The sequence below is a fragment of the Micromonospora sp. CA-240977 genome (assembly GCF_050942285.1).
Classification (GTDB): domain Bacteria; phylum Actinomycetota; class Actinomycetes; order Mycobacteriales; family Micromonosporaceae; genus Micromonospora.
In genome coordinates this window covers 6,744,280-6,764,424 of record NZ_CP192055.1, presented here as the reverse complement: position 1 = coordinate 6,764,424, position 20,145 = coordinate 6,744,280, and the positions used below count along the sequence as shown (strand labels likewise).

The following is a 20,145-nucleotide window of genomic DNA, read 5'->3' as shown; positions in this document are numbered from 1 at the left end:
TAATTCGGCTGGTTCAATGTCCGGCAAGATGCCGGCGGGTAACGGTTCTGCAACGGCGGGCGACATTCCGAACAGGACCGTATGAACCGCCCCACAGATCTAGCTCGATTCGGTGCGTTCCGGCCCGATGATCAGCGCAGAACCCCGCCTTGGCAGACCGGCGGATCTGTCGTACGGTGACACGCAAGTAACCCACGGGAGCCCGGTGTACCGGGCTGAGAGGGGGGCTGACAGCCCCCGACCGTCGAACCTGATCCGGATAATGCCGGCGCAGGGAGGAGCGTTGCCGTGCCGTCCCTGGGGCGACTACATCTGATCACCGACACCCGACCCGGTCGGGACCCCCTCACCGTGGTCCGGGCCGCCCTCACTGTGGCCCGCGCCGACCTGGTGGTGCAGGTCCGGGTCGAGGACTCCGCCACCGACCGCGAGACGTACGACCTGGCCCGGCGGGTGCTGGCGCTCTGCGTGTCGTTCGGCGCGACCTGCCTGGTGAACGACCGGCTGCACGTGGCGCTGGCGGTGGGCGCGGCCGGCGGGCACATCGGAGCGGACGACCTGCCGGTCGCCGCCGCGCGTCGGGTGCTCGGCCCCACCGGTGTGCTGGGAGCCACCGCCCGCGCGCCGGAGACAGCGTCCGCGGCCGTCGCGGCGGGAGCCACCTACCTGGGTGTCGGCCCCTGCCATCCCACAAGCACCAAACCCGGCCTGCCGGACCCGATCGGGCCGGCCGGCGTCCGCGCTGTCGCCGACGCCGTCGACGTGCCGGTCATCGCGATCGGCGGCGTGACCGCCGCCCGGGTGCCGGAGCTGCGGGCCGCCGGGGCGTACGGGGTGGCGGTGGTCGGCGCGGTGTCCGCCGCCGCCGACCCGGCGCGGGCCACCGCCACGCTGATCGAGGCTCTGACGTGCTGACCGGCCGGTCCCCGTCGGCGTCATCGATCGACCGGGCCCGGCCGGACGTGGCGGTGGTCGGGGCGGGGCCGATCGGGTTGGCGATCGCCTGGCGCTGCGCCGCCCGGGGGCTGCGGGTGGTGGTGCACGATCCGGCGCCCGGCTCGGGGGCGTCGGCGGTGGCCGCCGGCATGCTCGCCCCGGTCGCCGAGGCGTACTTCGGTGAGCGGCAACTGACCGAGCTGTTGCTGGCGTCCGCCGCCCGCTGGCCCACGTTCGCCGACGAGCTGGCCGAGGCGACGGGCGTCGACATCGGCTACCGGACCGAGGGCACCCTGCTTGTCGGGTTGACCGGCGACGACCTGGCCGAGGCGCGTCGGCTCTGGGCGTACCAGCAGGGGTTGGGCCTGCCGGTGACCCCGCTGCGCCCCAGCGAGCTGCGCGACCGCGAGCCGGCGCTCGCCCCGCGGGTGCGCGGCGGCGCGCTCGCGCCCACCGACCACCAGGTGGACCCTCGACTGCTGGTGCCGGCGCTGCGCACGGCCGCACAGCGGGCCGGCGCGGTGCTGGTGCCGCAGCCCGTGGCCCGCCTGTCCGACGTGGACGCACGCGTCACGGTGGTCGCCGCCGGCTGCGGGGCCGCGACACTCACCGGCCTGCCCGTGCGGCCGGTGAAGGGCCAGATCCTCCGGCTCCGCGCGCCCGACGGCGTCGCGCCGGGCTTCCGGCACGTCATCCGGGGGTACGCCGACGGCGAGCACGTCTACCTGGTGCCCCGCGCCGACGGCGAGGTCGTGCTCGGCGCGACGGTCGAGGAACGGTCGGACACCACTGTCACGGCCGGCGCCGTGCAGCGCCTGCTCCGCGCCGGCGTGGACCTGCTGCCCGAGCTGGCCGAGTACGACCTGGTCGAGGCGGTCGCCGGGCTGCGCCCAGGAACCCCGGACAACGCACCGATCCTCGGACCGCTGCCGGGCCGGCCGGACGTGCTGGCCGCCACCGGTCACCACCGGCACGGCATCGTGCTCACCCCGGTCACCGCCGATCTGATCGCCGACCTGGTGTGCACCGGCGTACCCGATCCGCTGCTCGCGCCCTTCCGGCCGGACCGGTTCGCCGGCGGCGAGCCCGAACCGACGATGAAGGGGGACCTGTGGAGTTGACGGTGAACGGGGCCGAACGAAGCGTCCCGGGTGAGGTGTCGGTGGCCGAGCTGGTCCGGGCCGTCGCCCCGCAACCGCGGGGGGTGGCCGTCGCGGTGAACGGTGAGGTGGTGCCCCGGGCGGGCTGGGCGACCACCGCGCTGCGCGACGGTGACCGCGTCGAGGTGCTCACCGCGGCGCAGGGCGGGTGAGCGGCGTGTCGTTCGAGCTGGGTGGGGAGACGTTCACCTCACGGCTGATCCTCGGCACCGGTGGTGCCGCGAACCTGCACGTGCTGGAACAGGCGATCCGGGCGTCCGGCACCGAGCTTGTCACAGTGGCCCTGCGCCGGGTGGACACCGCCCCCGGCACGGCCGGCGGGCTGCTGGACCTGCTGGACCGCTGCGGGGTACGGCTGCTGCCGAACACCGCCGGCTGCCACACCGCGACCGAGGCGGTGAAGGTGGCCCGGCTGGCCCGGGACGCGTTCGACACCGACTGGGTCAAGCTGGAGGTGATCGGCGACGAGCGGACCCTGCTGCCCGACGGGGTGGAGCTGCTCCGCGCCGCCGAGGAGTTGGTCGCCGACGGCTTCACAGTGCTGCCGTACACAAGCGACGACCCGGTGCTCGCCCGCCGACTCGCCGACGTGGGCTGTGCCGCGGTGATGCCGGCCGGCTCCCCGATCGGTTCGGGGCTCGGCATCGGCAACCCGCACCACATCCGGCTCATCCGGCAGGGTGTCGACGTGCCGGTGATCCTCGACGCCGGCATCGGCACCGCCTCCGACGCGGCCCTGGCCATGGAGCTGGGCTGCGACGGGGTGCTGCTGGCCAGCGCGGTGACCCGGGCCGCGGACCCGGTGGCGATGGCCACCGCGATGCGGTACGCGGTCGAGGCGGGCCGGCTCGCGGCCGGCGCCGGCCGGATCGCCAGGCGTTTCCACGCGCTCGCCTCCACTCCCGACGACGGAAGACCGGACCTGTGACGCCGCCGTCCGGTGTCGTCGTGTTGACCGACCGGCTTGTCGCGCGCGGCGCGCTCGACAAGGTCGTGGCGGGGGTGGTGGCCGGGGGAGTGCGCTGGGTGGTGCTGCGGGAGAGGGACCTGCCCCGCGTCGAGCGCGCCGCCCTCGCCGCCGACCTGCGCGCGATCCTCGCCGACGTCGGCGGAACCCTCGTCGTGGCCGGTCCCGACCCGCTCGGCGGCGACGCCGTCCACCTGCCCGCCGCCGGCCCGTACCCGCCGCCGACCCACGGCGTGGTCGGCCGCTCCTGCCACCACCGGACCGAGCTGAACCGCCTGACCACCGAGCACTACGCCACCGTCTCCCCGGTCTGGCCGACGAAGACCAAACCGGGTTACGGCCCACCCCTGGAACCGGACGGCCTGCGAAAGCTGGTCGAGTCCAGCCCCGTGCCCGTGCTGGCACTGGGCGGAGTCGAAACGCCGGAACAGGTAACCGCCTGCGTCCGGGCAGGAGCCGCCGGAGTGGCCGTACTGGGCGCCCTCATGCGAGCCGCAGACCCGTGTGCGGCAGCCGCCGCTTTGACCAGCGCCTATGTCGAGGCGGTCACCCCTGAGCTGCCGCAGCCCCCAACCGCAACCAGAGACGGCCAACCGCAGCCCCAAACCGCAACCAAGGAGGAGAAGTGACCCCGCACACCATCCTCACCATCGCCGGCTCGGACTCCGGCGGCGGCGCGGGCATCCAGGCCGACCTGAAGGTCTTCGCGGCGCTTGGCGCGTACGGCACGAGCGTCCTCACCGCGGTCACCGCGCAGAACACCCGGGGAGTCGACGCCGTGCTGCCGCTGCCGCCGCGCACTGTCGTCGAACAGTTGGACAGCGTCCTCACGGATTTCACGGTGCGCGCGGTCAAGACCGGGATGCTCGGCACCCCGGCGGTCGCCGACGCGGTGGCCGAGGCCGCCCGGGACGGCAGGTTGCCCCAGCTCGTCGTCGATCCGGTGCTGGTCGCCACCAGTGGACACCGGCTCGGCGTGGTGGGCGCCGTGGAGCGGCTGCTGCCGTACGCCAGGGTGGCGACGCCGAACTGCGCGGAGGCCGCGGCCATCACCGGACGCCCGGTGGACGACGTGGCCGGGATGGTCGTGGCCGCCGAGGCCCTCGCGGCCGGCGGCCCGGAGTACGTCGTGGTCACCGGCGGTGACCTGGACGGCGGCGAGGCGGTCGACGTGCTGCGCGGCGAAGGCGTGACCACGCTGCTGCGCGCCCCCCGGGTGGACACCCGGCACACCCACGGCACCGGGTGTTCGTTCTCGGCGGCGATCGCCGTGCGGCTCGCGCTGGGCGATCCGGTGCCGGCGGCGGTGGGGGCCGCGAAGGAGTACGTGCTCCGTGCGCTGACCGGCGCACGGGGTTGGGAGCTGGGCGCGGGGCGTGGACCGCTGGACCACTTCGGTTGGTCCACTTGATCACCAGGGAGGCTGTCATGCAGGCACGAGGCAAGGTGTACGTCGAGGGTTCGCGGCCGGATGTGCGGGTGCCGTTCGCGGAGGTGGAGCTGACCGGGGATCTTCCGCCGGTGCGGCTCTACGACACGTCCGGCCCGGGGTCGGACCCGGAGGTGGGGCTGCCGCCCCTGCGCGGGCCGTGGATCGCCGAGCGGGGTGACGTGGCGCCGGTGCGGGGCGCGGGTACGCCGCTCGCCGGCGCGGACGGTCGCCGGCCGACGCAGCTCGCGTACGCGCGGGCCGGTGTGGTGACGCCGGAGATGGAGTTCGTGGCGATCCGGGAGAACGTCGACCCGGAACTGGTCCGGGCCGAGATCGCCGCCGGCCGGGCGGTGCTGCCCCTCAACGTGAACCACCCGGAGTGCGAGCCGGCGATCATCGGCAAGGCGTTCCTGGTCAAGGTGAACGCCAACATCGGCACCTCGGCGGTCAGCTCGTCGGTCGCCGAGGAGGTGGAGAAGCTCACCTGGGCCACCCGGTGGGGCGCGGACACCGTGATGGACCTGTCCACCGGGAAGCGGATCCACGAGACCCGCGAGGCGATCGTGCGGAACTCGCCGGTGCCGATCGGGACGGTGCCGATCTACCAGGCGTTGGAGAAGGTCGGCGGCGACCCGGTGAAGCTGAGCTGGGAGGTGTTCCGGGAGACCGTGATCGAGCAGGCCGAGCAGGGCGTGGACTACATGACTGTGCACGCCGGGGTGCTGTTGCCGTACGTGCCGCTGGCCGTGGACCGGGTGACCGGGATCGTCTCCCGGGGCGGCTCGATCATGGCGGCGTGGTGTCTGGCGCACCACGAGGAGAACTTCCTCTACACCAACTTCGCGGAGCTGTGTGCGCTGCTCGCGCGCTACGACGTGACGTTCTCTCTCGGCGACGGGCTGCGGCCCGGTTCTATCGCCGACGCCAACGACGAGGCGCAGTTCGCCGAGTTGCGTACCCTCGGCGAGCTGACGACTGTCGCCTGGGAGCACGACGTGCAGGTGATGATCGAGGGTCCCGGTCACGTGCCCATGCACAAGATCAAGGAGAACGTGGACCTTCAGCAGGAGTGGTGCCACGAGGCGCCCTTCTACACGCTCGGCCCGCTGACCACCGACATCGCACCGGCGTACGACCACATCACCTCGGCCATCGGCGCCGCGATGATCGGCATGTTCGGCACCGCGATGCTCTGCTACGTCACCCCGAAGGAGCACCTCGGCCTGCCGGACCGGGACGACGTGAAGGCGGGCGTGATCGCGTACAAGATCGCGGCACACGCGGCGGACCTGGCCAAGGGGCACCCCGGCGCGCAGGACTGGGACGACGCGCTGTCGAAGGCGCGGTTCGAGTTTCGCTGGGAGGACCAGTTCAACCTGTCGTTGGATCCGGAGACGGCGCGCTCGTACCACGACGCGACGTTGCCGGCCGAGCCGGCGAAGACGGCGCACTTCTGCTCGATGTGCGGCCCGAAGTTCTGCTCCATGAAGATCACGCAGGAGCTCAAGGAGTACGCGGCGCGCGGCATGAAGGACAAGTCGGAGGAGTTCGTCTCCGGCGGCGGCCGGGTCTACCTGCCGCTGGCCTGACCTGATCCGCACCCGGCACGGCGGGCCCGCCGTGCCGGGGTGATCCACTCGGGTTCACTGATATCGCGGTATCCGGGTGGCTGGGACACCCCGACATCAATGAGCCCGAGTGGATCAGGCGCAACCGTTCGGCGTTCCGACCCGTTGGCCGGCGGGTCAGTCGCGGTGGTGCCGCCCGGTGGAGCGCAGCGAGCGTCGGCCGCTCTCCTGCTCCGGCTCGTTGTCCGACACCGGCTTGCCCAGACCGGCGACCCAGTCGACGAACTCCTCGTCCTGGGCCGGCAGGGCCTCCGGCGCGTCCGACGCCTCCGCGCCCTTCTCGTCGCTCCGGGACCTGTTGCGGCGGAACAGACCGCCGAGCCGTCCGCGCCGGGAAGGCTGCTCGGCCACCTTCTCGGCGGTAGGCGCGGCCGGTGTCGCGTCGGTGCTCGCCGGGTCGTCGGTGCCTGCCGGGTTGCCGGTGCGTGCCGGGTCGTCGGTGCGTGCCGGGTTGCCGGTGCTTGCCCGCTCGTCGGTGCGTGCCGGGTTGCCGGTGCCGGTGGGCGCGCCAACCCGGTCCGGCCCGACCGGAGAATCCGTCGGGACCGGGTGTCTGGCCGGAGCGGCCAACTCGCTGACCACGGCCGGCCCGGTCGTCGTCGGCCGGGCCGTCGAGCTGTCCGGCGACCCTGTCGGGCCGGCGCGGCGGGAGGTGTCGAACGCGTTCCAGGTGCCCGCCCGGCTCAGATCCGGCAGCGGCATCCGGTGCCGGGGCTTCGGTGTCTGCCCGGTCGACTCGTCCGGGCCGGTCGGCGGCTCCGCTTCGGCGGCCCCCGACTCGGAAGCCTGCGGTGGCACCGTCCAGGCCGGGGTGACCGGCCAGGCCGACTGCGTCGGCGTCCAGCGGCCCGCGCCCCGGTCGCTGGCGGCGGGACCGTCCTCGGTGGTGGGCCGCGCGCTGTTGGTTCCGCCAGCCCCGGCGGTCGGCAATTCCCCGGCCGGGTCGGCCGGTGCCGCGGTGGGACCGGTGCCGACGACATCCGGGGTACGCGGCGGGTCGGCCGCCGCCGTGGTGCCGGTCGGAGTAGCGGGCGCTCCGGTCGGGCCCGTGGTCGGGGTGGGGGTTTTGATCGGGCCGGTGGTGGTGATCGGGGTGGGCGTCTTGGTCGGGCCGATGGTCGTGGTCGGGGTGGGGGTTTTCGTCGGGCCGGTGGTGGTGATCGGGGTGGGGGTTTTCGTCGGACCGGTGGCGGTCGGGGTGGCGGTTGTTCTCGTCCGACCGGTTCTGGTGGTCGGGACCGCTGCCCGGGTGGGGGCCGCCGTGGTCGGAGTGGCCTCGGTGGTCGGGGTGCCCTCGGTGTCCCGGCCCTGCTGGCCGGGCACGGCAGTGCCGGCGACCGTTTCGTCGGTGGTCTTCGACCCCGACGCCGACGTCCCATCCGCCGGGTCGGTTGCGGCGAGCGGGCTGGCCTTTGGCTTACGGGCTCGACGAGGCTTGACCGTCGGCGGCGCACCGACCGGGCCAGGCTTGGCCCCGCCCGCGTCGGCCGCAGCCGGGCTCGTCTCCACCGCGTCGGCCGCTGCCGGGCTCGCTTCCACCGCGTCGGCCGCAGCCGGGCTCGCGTCGGCGGCAGCCGGGCTCGCGTCGGCGGCAGCCGGGCTCGCGTCGGCGGCAGCCGGGCTCGCGTCGGCGGCAGCCGGGCTCGCGTCGGCGGCAGCCGGGCTCGCGTCGGCCGTTGCCGTGCGCGCGGCGGCGGCCGTGCTGGTCGTGCTGGCGGTGCCGGGGCTGGAGTTGTCCGAGCTGGTCGTTGTGGTGCCCGTCGGGGCGCTGGTCGCCGTGCCCTTGCGGGTGGCGCGTCCGCCGGTGGTGCCCGTCGCGGTGCTGCCGGTCGGCTCGTCGGTCGCGGGATCACCCGCCGCAGTGGCGGCGTCGGCGCGTCCGGTCGCGGTGCTGGTGGGGGCGGTGTCGGTCGAGCTACCGGCGGCGATCTTGGCCGGGGGTGGGGTCTCGGCCGGGGAGGTGACCTCATCCCGGCTCACCGGGGGCGTCTGCCTCCCGGTGGTGAACTCACCGGTCGGATCGGTCAGCCAGGCCGCCGGTGTCCCCGGAGCGACAGGGGTGGCACCGTGCTGACCGCTTGCGGTGGTCGCCGGCCAGTCCCAGTGGGCCGGCACGGTGCGTACTCCGTCGGAGCCGCCTGCGGCACGCGGACCTGGGGCGGCGTCGGCCAACTCCGCGCCGGACACCTTCCCGCCGGCCAGCTCCCGGCCGGCGGGCGACCCGGCGGGCTCGGTGTCGGTCGAGGGCGCGGTGGCCCGCTCGGTGGCGTCCGGGTCGTTCGCCGGACTCGGCGAGGCGGCGTTGGGCAGGGCCGGGCCGGTGGGCAGCGCGCGCAGGATGTCGCTGGGCTCGATCGCCTGCGAATCCGTGGTGCGGGCGACCAACGGCCAGCGCAAGAGCGCGGCGGCGGCCGCGCCGAGCGCGCCGGAGAGGATGGCGATCAACGAGCCGTAGTAGGGATTCACCTGGTAGCGGTCCACGGCGTCGCCCGGGCCGGCGGTCAGGTAGGCGAACGCGACAAGCACCGGACCGGCCACCCCGGTCACCCCGCTGATCAGCGGATCCTGGCCCCGCCAGCGAGCCAGTCCGGCGGTCGCGGCCCCGGCCAGCAGTGCCACGGTGGGCAGCAGGAGCAGCGCGAGCCGTTGTGCGGTGGCGTCGCTCAGCCAGCTCGGCTCCAGCACACCGAGCCGGACGGTCGGCAGCGGGCCGGCCGTGCCGAGCGACGGTAGGACGGAGATCAGCGCCAGCAGCCAGACCACGCCGGCCACGGCGGCCATGTTCCAGCCCAGCTCGGGCCGGAACAGCACGGCGATGGCGGCGCCCGCCCCGATCACCGCGCCGAGTATGGCGCAGATGCCCACCGCCCAGACCGGGTCGACGGAGATCAGCTCCGCGGCGCGGGCGGGCTGCATGCAGAGCGGGGCGACGACTGTGGCGCCGAGCGCCGCCGCGCCGCCGATCGCCAACTGCCGGCGGGTGCTTGCCGCCGGAGCATCGCTGCGTGCGAGACGTCCGGTCAGGACAGCGCCGGCGACGGCGGCGTTCGCGGCGAACCAGCCCACCCAGACGAGCTGGGCCGGCCACTGGTTGACGGTCGTGCCGGTGAAGGCGCCGGTCAGCCGGACGATGCCGAAACCGTACGCGACGCCGAGCTGGCCGGCCCCGGCCAGCATGCTCACCCCGAGCGCCGTGAGCAGCAGTCTGCCCCAGGTCCGAAAGGCCATGTCCGGCACGTTACGCACCCCGTACACCCGACCGCCACCGGCGCGCCGCGCGGCGCGCCGGCTCGCGCCTCGGCGGGTCTACTTGAGTTCGACCAGTCGGGCCAGGTAAGTCGTGTCTCCGACATTGGTGAGCATGTGTACGGCCCCGGGGTCCCGGTAGACGACTCCGCCGGTGGGCTCGTCGGCGTCGATGCGGGTGCCGTCGACGGTCTGCACGACGTTCTTCGCGCCCTCGATCGCCACCACCAGGTACGGGTGGTCGTGCCGGTGCAGTGGCTGCCGCTCACCCGGCTCAAGCCGGATGTGCCAGACCCGGACCCGGTCGTTCTCGTACACGATCTCCTGGCCCACCGGCCCGAGTTCGGTTCCGTCGATCACGTCGGTCATCGTTCTCCGTCCAGTTGGGGGAGCACCTCGGCGGCGATCAGCTCAAGGTGGTCGAGGTCTGCGAAGTCGATCAGGCGCAGGTGGACGCGGGTGGCGCCGATGGCGGCGAACTCGCCGATCCGCTGCGCGAGCTGCGCGGGCGAGCCGACCACCGGGTCCTCCGGCGGCAGGGCGCTCTTCACGTGCAGAGGCGCGGCCCGGCGCTGGGCCTCGGCGTCGGTCCGTCCGATGGCCACGACGAGCCCGGCGGAGAGCACCAGCGGCGCCCGACCGGACTCCGTCCGACCGGTGCGCTCGCACGCCTCCCGCACCCGGTCGAACGCCTCGGCGGTGTCCGCCACGGATTTGAACGGCATGTTGAACTCGTCGGCGTACCGGGCGGCCAGCTCGGGGGTGCGCTTGGGGCCGCGCCCACCCACGATGATCGGTGGTCCGGGCACCTGCACCGGCTTGGGCAGGGCCGGCGCGTCCACGAGGCGGTAGTGGTCGCCGCTGAAGCTGTAGGTCTCCCCGGACGGAGTCCGCCACAGCCCGGTGATCACCTCGAGCTGCTCGGCCAGCCGGTCGAAGCGCTCGCCGACCGGCGGGAACGGGATGCCGTACGACGTGTGCTCGCGTTCGTACCAGCCGGCGCCGATGCCGAGGTCGACCCGGCCGCCGCTCATCTGGTCGACCTGCGCGACCATCACGGCGAGCGGGCCGGGCAGCCGGAAGGTGGCAGACGTGACCAGGGTGCCGAGCCTGATCCGCTGGGTCTCCCGGGCCAGTGCGGCGAGGGTCAGCCAGGCGTCCGTCGGGCCGGGCAGGCCCGGGTCGGCGCCCATCGACTGGTAGTGGTCGGCGCGGAGGAAGCCCTCGTACCCGCAGGCCTCGACCAGCTGGGCGAACCGGAGCTGCGTGTCGTAGCTGGCGCCGCGGTTCGGCTCGGTGAAGATCGACACCCGCATGTTCATCGCCCTTCCGCGCCGGCCGCCGCCGGCTGCTCGCGTTCCATCAGCAGCTCGTGGAGGTCGGCGCTGACGCGGGCGACATCGGCCAGGTGGGCGTTGCGGCCCAGGGTGCGCGGCCGGGGGATGGTGACGTCCACCACCTTGCGGATCCGGCCGGGGCGGGGGCTCAGCACGACCACCCGGTCGGCGAGCAGCACCGCCTCGTCGATCGAGTGGGTGACGAAGACGATTGTCGGCTTGTTCTCCATGTGGATCCGCTGGAGTTCGCCGGAGAGTTCCTCGCGGGTGAGCGCGTCCAATGCGGAGAAGGGCTCGTCCATCAGCATCACCCGGGGCTCGCCGATCAACGACCGGCACAGCGACACCCGCTGCTGCATGCCGCCGGAGAGTTCGTGCGGCAGTCGCTTCTCGAAGCCGGCCAGCCCGGCCACGTCGAGCAGTTGCCGGGCGCGCTCGCGGTGCTTGGCGCGGCTCCAGCCGAAGATCTCCACCGGCAGCAGGACGTTGTCCAGCACGGTGCGCCAGGGCAGCAGCGCCGGCTTCTGGAACAACATGGCGATGTCCTGGCGGGGACGGGAGATCGGCGTGCCGGCCACGGTGATCTCACCGGCGGTCAGCGGGAGCAGTCCGGCGATCAGCCGCAGCAGTGTGGACTTGCCGCAACCGGAGCGACCGAGTACGGCGACGAACTCGCCCTCGGTGACGTCGAAGTCGATGCCACGCAGCGCTTCGACCCGGCCTGATCGGCCTTCGAAGGTACGGGACACCCCGGATAGTTGGATCATTTCCGGCGCTCCTCCGCTGAGTGGACGGTCAGGAATCGGGCAAAGGCTAGCCGGCCTGTTGACGTATCGCACCGTCCGGGGTGGTCACGAGGTTGTATCCGTTCCGCAACCCGATACGCCTGGCGTCACAACTGTGGCTTTCTCGTACGCTGTGCCCGCGAAGAGTCCCCTCACTACGGCGGCGTCCGGCTTCCACCCCTTCCGCCGGCCCGTCACGACAACCCCCTCCGGTGGCCCTTCCGGCCCCGGTCGGAAAGGACATGGTGCACTGATGAGAAGGCTGACCCGTACGGTCGCTGCGGCCGCGCTGGCCACCGCCCTCGCCCTTGTCTCCGCCTGCAGCAGCGGGTCGGATTCGGCCGACGACGCCAAGGGCGGCAAGGGTGGGGCGCTGGAGCACGTGACCTACCTCACCTCCTTCGGCAACTTCGGCCGTGACTCCTACGCCTGGGTGGCGAAGGAGAAGGGCTTCTTCAAGGACGCCGGCTTCGACGTCGAGATCAAGGCTGGTCAGGGCACGGGTGGTGTGATCCAGACCGTCGTCGGGGGTCAGGCCGACTTCGGCCCGATCGACCTCACCGGTGGTCTGCTCCAGGTCGGCAACGGCCAGGCGAAGGACTTCACAGTGGTGGCCGCGATCCAGCAGCGCACCATGGCCGGCATCGCCTCGGTCGAGGGTAAGAACATCGCCTCCCCGAAGGACCTGGAGGGCAAGAAGCTCGCCGACACGCCCGGGTCCGTCGTCCGCAACCTCTTCCCGACGTACGCCCGGCTCGCCGGCGTGGACGCGAGCAAGGTGACCTGGGTCAACGGTGAGGCACAGGCGCTGATCGGCACGCTCGCCTCCGGTTCGGTGGACGGCATCGGCCAGTTCGTCGTCGGTCAGCCGACCATCGAGGCGGTGGCCAAGAAGAAGGCCGTCATGCTGCCGTACAGCAACGTGATGCAGGACCTCTACGGCAACGTGCTGATCACCTCCTCCAAGATCGCCAAGGAGAAGCCCGAGATGGTGAAGAAGTTCACCGGGGCGCTGCTCAAGGGTCTGGAGTACAGCCTGGCCAACTCCAAGGAGGCCGGCGAGATCCTGAAGAAGAACGTCGACGCCGCCAACCCGGTCGCCGCCGCCGCCGAGCTGGAGCTGATGGCCGCGTACGTCCGTTCCGGCAACACCGGTACCGCGATCGGCACCCTGGACAGCGGTCGGGTCGCCAAGAGCATCGCGATCCTGCAGGGCGCGGGCGCGCTCAAGCAGAACATCACCCCCGAGCAGATCATCGACTTCAGCCTCGCGCCGAAGGCCTGATCGTCCGGTCGTCACCAGGGGGTGCGTCCCGCCGGTTCCCGGGTGGGGCGTACCCCCGTCGCTCGTCGGCCCCCGGGGGGCCGTGCGATTTCGAGGAGGACAAGATGACCGACGTCCGGTCGGTGGACCCGGCGGTGGCGGCATCCCCACCAGTGGGTGTCGGACCCGGGGCTGGGCGGGCGGGTCGAGGCGCCGGTCTCCGCGCCGGGGCCGGGGCGGCGCTGTTGCCCGCGGCCGGCCTCCTGGTCGCCCTGGCGGCGTGGTGGCTGACCGCCCGGCTGGAACTGGTCCATCCCGCGGCGCTGCCGCCGCCCGGCGACGTGCTCACCGCGTTCGTCGACAAGCCCGCCCAGATGCTGGAGCACACCTGGGCCACCATGCTGGAGATCCTGATCGGCTTCGCGCTCTCGGCGGCGGCCGGCGTCCTGATCGGACTCTCCCTGGCCAGCTCCGGCACTGTGGAGCGGATGTTCACCCCACTGTTGGTCGCGGTGAACGCGGTGCCGAAGATCACGCTGGGCCCGTTGTTGGTGGTGGCGCTCGGTTGGGGCCAGCGACCGATTCTGACCATGGTGTTCCTGCTCTGCTTCTTTCCGATTGTGCTCTCGACCGCGACCGGGCTCACCACCACGCCGGCCGATCTGGCCGAGCTGGTGCGCTCCTGGAACGCCTCCCGCTGGCAGGCGTTCCGCAAGGTCCGCTTCCCGGCCGCGTTGCCGCAGATCTTCGTCGGGCTCAAGGTGGCAATGCCGCTGGCCGCGATCGGCGCGGTGATCGGTGAGTTCCAGGCCGGTGAGCGTGGCCTCGGCTACGTCATCACGCAGTACGCCGGCGTCGGTGACACCGCCACCGCGTGGGCGGCGATCATGTTGGTGGCGTTGGTGAGCATCCTGCTCTACTCGGCGCTCCTGCTGATCGAGCGGATCGCGCTGCCCTGGGTGCGGGAAACCACAAGCAGCCGCTGACCCACCGCAAGATCAAGATTCGGAATGCGGAGGGCCGGCCTCCCGATCGGGAGGCCGGCCCTTTCTTGATCGACTCGGCCTTCGTGAGGTTGGGGTGTCGGAGTTCCCGGTTACCGCGACATCAGTGACGTCGAGTTGAGGAGGGCGGCCCGGTGGCCGTTACCCCGCCAGGCGCCAGCGGCCGTTCCGGGCCACCAGCGTGGTGAGCGCCTGCGGCATCAGCCCGCTGTGGTTGTCCGGCGTCATTCGGATCGGGCCCGACAGGCCGTCCATCTGGGACGTTTCGAGCACGTCCCGAATGCCGTTACGGTCCACCTTCCCGACCTCGCCGCCGGCGCGGAGTTCCGCGTCGGCGATCAGCTGCATGGCGTCCGCCGCGAAGGACGAGGACCCGTTGTAGCCGCCGAAGCGCGCGGTGTAGTCCTGGAACCACTGCCGCCGCGCCGCCTTGGCCGGGGTCGTCGCGATGACGTCGTCGATCACCATCGTCTGGGTGAAGATCAGCGTGGCCCGCTCGGTGGCCCTGGCCGCCGCGCCGAGGAAGAGGTCGCCAGCCGCACCCGCGTCGAAGAAGAGCGACCCGCGGAAGGTGGTCTGCGAAGCGCTGGTGGCAGCCAGTGTCGCCTGCTCCGGCGGGGTCCAGAAGACCAGCGCGTCGGGCTTGCCCGCGACAAGCTGTTGGATCTGCTGGCTGACGTCGGTGTCGGTGGTCTTGACCCGCTGCTCGCGGAACGTGATGTTGGCCTTGTCCAGCTCGCTCTTGAGCGCTGTCGCGCCCTCCTGGCCGTAGTCGTCGTCGCTGACGAGCGCCCCCACCTTGCGGATGTTGTTGCGACGCAGTTCGGTGGTCAGCGCCGCCGCGCTGTCCGGGGCGTTGGGGCCGAGCTTGAACACGTAACGCCGTTCCGCGACCGGGCTGGCTATGGCGCCGGAAGCGGCGAGCGCAATGGTGGGAATCCGCTTCTCGTTGATGGTTCCCACCGCGCCGACTGCGCATTCGTTGCAGCCACCCATGATGATCGCGCTGACCCGAGAATCGCTGCTGAAGTCGACGATGTTGCGAAGTGACTCAGCCGAGTCGGAACGGTTGTCCTTCACCTTCAGTTCGATCTTCCGGTCGTTCAGTGCCCCGGAGGAGTTCAACTGGTCCCTCTTGAGTTCCAGCGCGCGCTGGTATGCCCGCCCGACGGGGGCGGCGGCGCCGGAGAGTTCGAGGTCGGCAGCGATCACGATCGGACTCGTGTCCTGCTCCGCCCCGCCAAACTGGCAGCCGGTGAGCGTGGTGGCCACTACGGCCGATGCGAGCGCCGCGATGGTCGCGGAGCGGATGGGGCTCAACTCAGTCCTCCAGGTGCGGGCGCGGGCGCTGCCCGGTCACCGCCGCTAATCCGTCCTCAGTGGAAGACGGGATCTCCTCTGCCGTACGGTGTGTGCGCGAAGCCTGCAAAACCTTGCCAATGGCCGGCGCTGTGGTCAAGCGCGGACCCCGGTAGCATTTTCGGGACGGTCATCCCACATGCTGGGGTAACGCAATGTTTGCAAAAGCTCACTTTGCATGCACGCGTGACCACTCAGGAGTTACATGCCCTGTTCAGGGGCTTGCGGAAATGAAGGTATCAGTTGCCCGGATCGCGGGATGCGCTCAGTCCGACCGTTTTCTACCTCACTGCGGCTTCCCAAACAGGATCATCTCTGATGAAATCGCGACCGTGCCGCGCGTGGTCCCCTCCGCTTACGGCATGGCTCGGTGGGTCAGGCGGGGAAGAAACGACGGAGGCGATGTCGTGAGCACCGGACCGACGACCCTGCCCGCGCTCGGCGACAGCGCTCAGCCGACGCGCCGGCGCATGCCGAGGCTGCGGGACGCCCGGATCCGGTCCAAACTGGCGTTGATCCTGGTCGTCCCGGTGGCGGCGGTGATCGCGCTGGCCACGGTCCGACTGGTCTCCGTCGGCGAGGGTGCCCTGGACGCCACCCGAGCCCGGTCACTGACGGCTCTCTCCATCGACGTCAGCGCGCTGACCCAGGACCTCCAGTCCGAGCGGATGGCCGCGGCCGCCTACCTGGCCACCCCGCAGCAGCCGGCCGACGCGTACAACCTGCGGGTCCGCCAGACGCAGCAGCAGGTGGACGAGTACCGCGCCGAGCGGGGCCGGATCGGCGAGGTGCCGACGGCCCTGCGGGACCGCCTGGCCGCCATCGACGACCACCTGGCCACTCTGGACGGCACCCGGCAGAAGGTGCTGGACCGCCGGCAGATGGCGGTGGCCGAGGCCGTGCTCCGCTACGGCGTCATCCTCACCGACCTGATCGCCTACGGTGACGGGCTGGCCCAGCTGCCCGGCGACGAGAGCCTGGCGGACAGCCGCCGCGCGGTCTCCGCGTTCGCCCGCGCCAAGGCTTCCGTCGCCGAGGAGGAGGCTGTCGCGTTCACCGCGCTGACGGCGGGCCAACTCGACTCGGAGCAGTTCTCCTCCTTCGTGGCCACGCTGACCAGTCAGCAGGAGGCCCTGGTGGCCTTCTCGCTGGCCGCCGACCCGGTGCAGCGTGCCCTCGTCGACAGCACCGTCTCCGGTGACGCGGTCGGCCTGGCCGACCGGGTCGCCACCGACATCACCCGGTCGGTCGGGCAGCGTCCGCTGGTCACCGCGCAGGACGCCACCGCAGCCATCGGCGCCGTGAACGACCTGATGCGCTGGGCCGAGGTCCAACTGCAGAGCCGGCTGCTCCAGCAGGCCGACACGGCGCGCTCGGACGTCATCCGGCAGGCCGTCATCGAGTCGATCCTGGTGCTGCTGACCCTGATCATCGCCGTGTCGCTGGCCGTGGTGCTGGCCCGCTCGCTCAACCACTCGCTGCGTCGGCTCCGTGAGGGCGCCCTCTCGGTGGCCAACCACGACCTGCCCGACGCGGTGCGGCGGTTGCAGAACATGGGCAGCGTGGGCGACGGCGGGGTGGACGAAATCGTCCGCCAGGTTCGGGACCCGATCCAGCTCAACAGCCGCGACGAGGTCGGCCAGGTGGCGTTGGCGTTCAACGTCGTGCACCGGGAGGCGGTGCGGGTCGCCGCCGAGCAGGCCGCGCTGCGTACCAGCGTCTCGGCGATGTTCCTCAACCTGGCCCGTCGTAGTCAGACCCTGGTCGACCGTATGATCGGCGAGCTGGACGCGATCGAGCGCGGCGAGGAGGACCCGAAGCGGCTCGCGCAGCTCTTCGAGCTCGACCACCTCGCCACCCGAATGCGCCGCAACGACGAGAACCTGCTGGTCCTGGCCGGCGCCGACTCCGCCGTGCCGCGTCGCGACGACGCGCTGGTGGTGGACGTGCTGCGCGCCGCCCAGTCCGAGGTGGAGCTCTACAACCGCATCGAGTTCGGCACTGTCGACACCGACATCTCGGTCGCCGCGCACGCCGTCAACGACGTCGTTCGTCTCGTCGCCGAACTACTCGACAACGCCACCCGGTTCTCACCGCCGAACACCACTGTGGTCGCCGACGGTCGCCGCATCCGCGACTACGTCCTGATCCAGATCGAGGACCGCGGGCTCGGCCTCACCGACGAGCAGCTCGACTCGCTCAACCGCCGGCTGGCCGCCCCGCCGAGCGTCGACGTCGCCGCGTTCCGGCTGATGGGTCTGGCCGTGGTCAGCCGGCTCGCCGCCCGTTACGGCATCCGGGTGGAGCTGCGCCGCAACGTCGAGGGCGGCACCGTCGCCCAGGTGACGTTGCCCGCCGCCACCGTGGTGCTGCCCAGCAACCGGGGCCGTGAGCAGGTGCTCACCCGGCCGCGTCAGCAGATGGCGGTGGAGCAGACGCCGCTCACCCCGGCCGGTCACACCGAACAGTTCGCCGGTGCCGCGACCTCGGCGGCGACGCTGCCCGACCAGTGGCGCACCAACGCGCCGGCTCCCGCCCAGTGGCAGTCGCCGCTGGACTCGCGGGACACCACCCCGGCCGTGCAGGCGGGTGGCTACTCCGGTGCCCGCTCGACGATGCCGCCCCCGGCCGCCCCGGCGCCCGTCACCCCGCCTCCACCGGCGCGACCCGCGTACAGCACCAGCGCGGGCGCCTCGTCGGGCGGTCCGACGGTGGCCTACCCGACCATCGATCCGCTGCCCCGGCGTGGCTCCACCGCGGATGCCGCGGACGGACGCAACACACCGGGTCTGCCGGTCGGGCCGGTCGCCGGCGCCGGCGCGGTGGCACCGCCTCCCGCGCCGTCGGTGCCCGCGGCACCGGTCAGCACCCGGCCCGACTTCCCGGCCGAGGCGCCGATCTTCCGGGAGATGGAGGCGGTCTGGTTCCGGTCGCACGGCGACGACGCCACAGCGATCTTCACCCGGCCCAAGTTCGACGAGCCGCCGGCGCCCGCCACCACCGCCTCGGCCGAGGCCGGGCCGCGTGCTCAGCGGAGTGCCGCCGCGGCGCCGACCACGGCGCCGGCCCGACCGCCCCTGCCGACCCGCACGCCGGGTAGCTCCACCACCGACGGCGCCACCGGGCCGGGCACCTCGGGCCGGGGCAGCGCGACCACCGGTGGGCTCGGTACGCCGCCGTCGTACGCGCCGCCTCCGGCCGCCCGCCCGGCCACCCCGGCCCCCGCCCCGGCCGCCCCGGCCGCCCCGCGGGTGGACCCGGATGCCTGGCGGACGGCGGCCGACGAGGGCTGGTCCCGGGCCAGCCGGGCCGCCGAGCCGGCCGCAGCCGGGACCACCCGGTCCGGGTTGCCCAAGCGGGTGCCGCAGGCGCAGCTCGTGCCGGGTGGCATCGAACCGAAGAGCGGTCGGGACCGCAGCCGGCGGACCCCCGATGAAGTACGCGGTCTGTTGTCGGCCTACCACCGGGGTGTACAACGTGGTCGGACGGCCGGAACGGATCTGAACAGCACCTCGACCAAGGAGAGCCGATGAACAGGCCAGCTGCCATGCAGGACATGGGTTGGCTGCTCACCAACTTCGCCGACAGCGTGGCGGGCATCGCCCACGTGGTGGCGGTGTCCGCCGACGGGCTCCTGCTCGCGTCCTCCCGGGATCTGCCGGGGGACCGGGCCGACCAGCTCGCCGCGATCACCTCCGGCGTGGTGAGCCTGACCGAGGGCGCTGCCCGGATGTTCAGCGCGGGTGGGGTGTTGCAGACAGTCATCGAGATGGACAGCGGGTACCTCTTCCTGATGTCGATCAGTGACGGTTCCTCGATGGCCGTGCTTGCCGCGCGCAGCTGCGACGTGGGCCAGGTGGGCTACGAGATGGCACTGCTCGTCGAGCGGGTGGGTGCCGCGCTGGTGCCACTGCCACGGGACGCGGTGCGCTCGTAGGACGACGGAACGGCGCTCGGACCGCGCGCCGGGTCAGGGACGGGAGGCGGCACACACCGGCTCCACCGGGAACGAGGAGGTGATCAGGGATGGACCAACGACGCGCTGACCCGCGCGGCGCACTGGTGCGTCCGTACGCGGTCACCCGGGGTCGTACCGAACCTCGTCAGGACATCGCCCTCGAGGCAGTCCTCACCGCGTCCCTCACCCAGGTTGCCGAGTCCCGCTTCGCCGGGCACGACAAGCACCGCATCGCCACGGTCTGTGAGGGCCGAGCACAGTCGCTGGCGGAGATCGCCGCGTACACCCGGATGCCGCTTGGCGTCGCCCGGGTGTTGGTCGCCGACATGGTGGCCGAGAGCCTGCTGACGTTACACACTGCTGCTCCCGCCGAGGGGTTCGAGGAGCGGATGGAACTGCTTGGAAGGGTGCTAAGTGGACTTCGCAGGCTATGACCCCGCTGGGGGGCGGCCAGGCCGGGGAATCGTCTCCGCGAAGATCGTCGTCGCGGGCGGCTTCGGCGTCGGCAAGACGACTCTGGTCGGGGCGATCTCCGAGATCACGCCGCTGACCACAGAGGCGTTGATGACGGCGGCCGGTGTCGGCATCGACGACCCGTCGAAGGTGCCGGGCAAGGAGACCACCACGGTCGCCATGGACTTCGGCCGGATCACCATGGCCCAGGACCTGATCCTGTACCTCTTCGGTACACCCGGTCAGACCCGGTTCTGGTTCATGTGGGACGAGATCATCCGAGGTGCGGTGGGTGCCGCCGTGCTGGTGGACACGCGCCGGATCACCGACGCGTTCGCCCCGCTTGACTACTTCGAGAACCGCAACCTGCCGTACGTGGTGGCGCTCAACCGGTTCGACGGCGCTCCCCAGTACGAGCTGGAGGAGATCCGCGAGGCGCTGGCCATCTCGCCGCAGGTGCCGTTGGTGATGACCGACGCCCGGCACCGGGACTCGGTCAAGCAGGTGCTGGTGACTGTCGTCGAGCACGCCATGCTGCGGCTCCAGGCCGAGCACGGGCGGGGCTTCCCCACGCCGGTCGGCTGATGCGTCGCGTCACGGCCGGCGCCCACCGGCA

At 72.3% G+C, this 20,145-nt stretch carries 18 protein-coding genes and 1 riboswitch; of the genes, 13 read left to right on the top strand and 5 right to left on the bottom strand.

The features are described from left to right. Nucleotides 1–184 precede the first annotated feature (184 nt). A riboswitch (TPP riboswitch) is annotated at nucleotides 185–294 on the top strand. From thiE to thiC, 7 genes are all read left to right on the top strand, one after another. Further along, nucleotides 289–915: a thiamine phosphate synthase gene (gene thiE, locus ACQPWW_RS30685; protein ID WP_433127334.1), complete on the top strand. Its 627-nt coding sequence runs from the start codon at nucleotides 289–291 to the stop codon at nucleotides 913–915. (Overlaps the previous riboswitch by 6 nt.) Further along, nucleotides 912–2,057 (top strand): glycine oxidase ThiO, encoded by a 1,146-nt coding sequence (gene thiO, locus ACQPWW_RS30680; RefSeq protein ID WP_433134686.1) that lies wholly within the window; start codon nucleotides 912–914, stop codon nucleotides 2,055–2,057. The genes thiE and thiO overlap by 4 nt, the downstream gene beginning before the upstream one ends. Continuing rightward, nucleotides 2,048–2,248: a sulfur carrier protein ThiS gene (gene thiS, locus ACQPWW_RS30675; RefSeq protein WP_433127333.1), complete on the top strand. Its 201-nt coding sequence runs from the start codon at nucleotides 2,048–2,050 to the stop codon at nucleotides 2,246–2,248. Before thiO ends, thiS begins: the two co-directional genes overlap by 10 nt. After that, complete coding sequence (locus ACQPWW_RS30670) at nucleotides 2,245–3,024, top strand: thiazole synthase (RefSeq protein WP_433127332.1); 780 nt, start codon at nucleotides 2,245–2,247, stop codon at nucleotides 3,022–3,024. Before thiS ends, ACQPWW_RS30670 begins: the two co-directional genes overlap by 4 nt. Beyond that, a complete protein-coding gene (locus ACQPWW_RS30665) occupies nucleotides 3,021–3,692 on the top strand; it encodes a thiamine phosphate synthase (protein WP_433127330.1) in 672 nt (223 codons plus the stop codon). The genes ACQPWW_RS30670 and ACQPWW_RS30665 overlap by 4 nt, the downstream gene beginning before the upstream one ends. Beyond that, the gene (thiD, locus tag ACQPWW_RS30660) at nucleotides 3,689–4,474 is read left to right on the top strand and encodes a bifunctional hydroxymethylpyrimidine kinase/phosphomethylpyrimidine kinase (protein ID WP_433127328.1); all 786 of its coding nucleotides are present in this window, start codon (nucleotides 3,689–3,691) and stop codon (nucleotides 4,472–4,474) included. Before ACQPWW_RS30665 ends, thiD begins: the two co-directional genes overlap by 4 nt. A gap of 17 nt (nucleotides 4,475–4,491) precedes the next feature. Beyond that, nucleotides 4,492–6,084 (top strand): phosphomethylpyrimidine synthase ThiC, encoded by a 1,593-nt coding sequence (thiC, locus tag ACQPWW_RS30655; protein WP_433127327.1) that lies wholly within the window; start codon nucleotides 4,492–4,494, stop codon nucleotides 6,082–6,084. A 156-nt stretch (nucleotides 6,085–6,240) separates the two neighbouring features. Here thiC and ACQPWW_RS30650 read toward each other — a convergent pair whose 3' ends face one another. From ACQPWW_RS30650 to ACQPWW_RS30635, 4 genes are all read right to left on the bottom strand, one after another. After that, nucleotides 6,241–9,351, bottom strand: coding sequence for a hypothetical protein (locus ACQPWW_RS30650; RefSeq protein ID WP_433127325.1), 3,111 nt, complete (start codon nucleotides 9,349–9,351; stop codon nucleotides 6,241–6,243). Between the two features lie 78 nt (nucleotides 9,352–9,429). Further along, entirely contained in the window at nucleotides 9,430–9,738 is a 309-nt protein-coding gene (locus ACQPWW_RS30645) for a cupin (RefSeq protein ID WP_030329959.1), read from the bottom strand. Next, nucleotides 9,735–10,685, bottom strand: a complete 951-nt coding sequence (locus ACQPWW_RS30640) for an LLM class F420-dependent oxidoreductase (RefSeq protein WP_433134684.1) — start codon at nucleotides 10,683–10,685, stop codon at nucleotides 9,735–9,737. Before ACQPWW_RS30640 ends, ACQPWW_RS30645 begins: the two co-directional genes overlap by 4 nt. 2 nt (nucleotides 10,686–10,687) lie before the next feature. After that, on the bottom strand, nucleotides 10,688–11,473 hold the full coding sequence (locus ACQPWW_RS30635) for an ABC transporter ATP-binding protein (RefSeq protein WP_433127324.1): 786 nt from the start codon (nucleotides 11,471–11,473) through the stop codon (nucleotides 10,688–10,690). A gap of 271 nt (nucleotides 11,474–11,744) precedes the next feature. On the opposite strand from ACQPWW_RS30635, the gene ACQPWW_RS30630 reads away from it, so the two are divergent. Together ACQPWW_RS30630 and ACQPWW_RS30625 are read left to right on the top strand one after the other, a co-directional pair. Beyond that, the gene (locus tag ACQPWW_RS30630; RefSeq protein ID WP_433127323.1) at nucleotides 11,745–12,776 is read left to right on the top strand and encodes an ABC transporter substrate-binding protein; all 1,032 of its coding nucleotides are present in this window, start codon (nucleotides 11,745–11,747) and stop codon (nucleotides 12,774–12,776) included. Nucleotides 12,777–12,880: 104 nt separating this feature from the next. Next, nucleotides 12,881–13,741, top strand: a complete 861-nt coding sequence (locus tag ACQPWW_RS30625) for an ABC transporter permease (protein WP_433127321.1) — start codon at nucleotides 12,881–12,883, stop codon at nucleotides 13,739–13,741. 159 nt (nucleotides 13,742–13,900) lie between these two features. On the opposite strand, the gene ACQPWW_RS30620 is transcribed toward ACQPWW_RS30625, so the two are convergent. After that, nucleotides 13,901–15,079 carry an ABC transporter substrate-binding protein gene (locus ACQPWW_RS30620; RefSeq protein ID WP_433127319.1) on the bottom strand — a complete coding sequence of 393 codons (1,179 nt, stop codon included), beginning with the start codon at nucleotides 15,077–15,079 and terminating at the stop codon, nucleotides 13,901–13,903. Nucleotides 15,080–15,525: 446 nt separating this feature from the next. Here ACQPWW_RS30620 and ACQPWW_RS30615 point away from each other — a divergent pair, with 446 nt between their 5' ends. From ACQPWW_RS30615 to ACQPWW_RS30600, 4 genes are all read left to right on the top strand, one after another. Beyond that, nucleotides 15,526–18,651 (top strand): sensor histidine kinase, encoded by a 3,126-nt coding sequence (locus tag ACQPWW_RS30615; RefSeq protein WP_433127317.1) that lies wholly within the window; start codon nucleotides 15,526–15,528, stop codon nucleotides 18,649–18,651. After that, the gene (locus tag ACQPWW_RS30610) at nucleotides 18,648–19,055 is read left to right on the top strand and encodes a roadblock/LC7 domain-containing protein (RefSeq protein WP_007465177.1); all 408 of its coding nucleotides are present in this window, start codon (nucleotides 18,648–18,650) and stop codon (nucleotides 19,053–19,055) included. The genes ACQPWW_RS30615 and ACQPWW_RS30610 overlap by 4 nt, the downstream gene beginning before the upstream one ends. An 89-nt stretch (nucleotides 19,056–19,144) precedes the next feature. After that, nucleotides 19,145–19,510: a DUF742 domain-containing protein gene (locus ACQPWW_RS30605; protein ID WP_124778091.1), complete on the top strand. Its 366-nt coding sequence runs from the start codon at nucleotides 19,145–19,147 to the stop codon at nucleotides 19,508–19,510. Then, entirely contained in the window at nucleotides 19,491–20,114 is a 624-nt protein-coding gene (locus ACQPWW_RS30600) for a GTP-binding protein (RefSeq protein WP_393370325.1), read from the top strand. Before ACQPWW_RS30605 ends, ACQPWW_RS30600 begins: the two co-directional genes overlap by 20 nt. Nucleotides 20,115–20,145 lie beyond the last annotated feature (31 nt).

What these genes read in the sequence shown, in the direction of transcription:
- ACQPWW_RS30625 (WP_433127321.1), top strand. Translation starts at nt 12,881, where the DNA reads ATGACCGACGTCCGGTCGGTGGACCCGGCGGTGGCGGCATCCCCACCA.
- thiC (WP_433127327.1), top strand. Translation starts at nt 4,492, where the DNA reads ATGCAGGCACGAGGCAAGGTGTACGTCGAGGGTTCGCGGCCGGATGTG.
- ACQPWW_RS30630 (WP_433127323.1), top strand. Translation starts at nt 11,745, where the DNA reads ATGAGAAGGCTGACCCGTACGGTCGCTGCGGCCGCGCTGGCCACCGCC.
- ACQPWW_RS30605 (WP_124778091.1), top strand. Translation starts at nt 19,145, where the DNA reads ATGGACCAACGACGCGCTGACCCGCGCGGCGCACTGGTGCGTCCGTAC.
- ACQPWW_RS30645 (WP_030329959.1), bottom strand. Translation starts at nt 9,738, where the DNA reads ATGACCGACGTGATCGACGGAACCGAACTCGGGCCGGTGGGCCAGGAG.
- ACQPWW_RS30640 (WP_433134684.1), bottom strand. Translation starts at nt 10,685, where the DNA reads ATGCGGGTGTCGATCTTCACCGAGCCGAACCGCGGCGCCAGCTACGAC.
- ACQPWW_RS30635 (WP_433127324.1), bottom strand. Translation starts at nt 11,473, where the DNA reads ATGATCCAACTATCCGGGGTGTCCCGTACCTTCGAAGGCCGATCAGGC.
- ACQPWW_RS30610 (WP_007465177.1), top strand. Translation starts at nt 18,648, where the DNA reads ATGAACAGGCCAGCTGCCATGCAGGACATGGGTTGGCTGCTCACCAAC.
- ACQPWW_RS30650 (WP_433127325.1), bottom strand. Translation starts at nt 9,351, where the DNA reads ATGGCCTTTCGGACCTGGGGCAGACTGCTGCTCACGGCGCTCGGGGTG.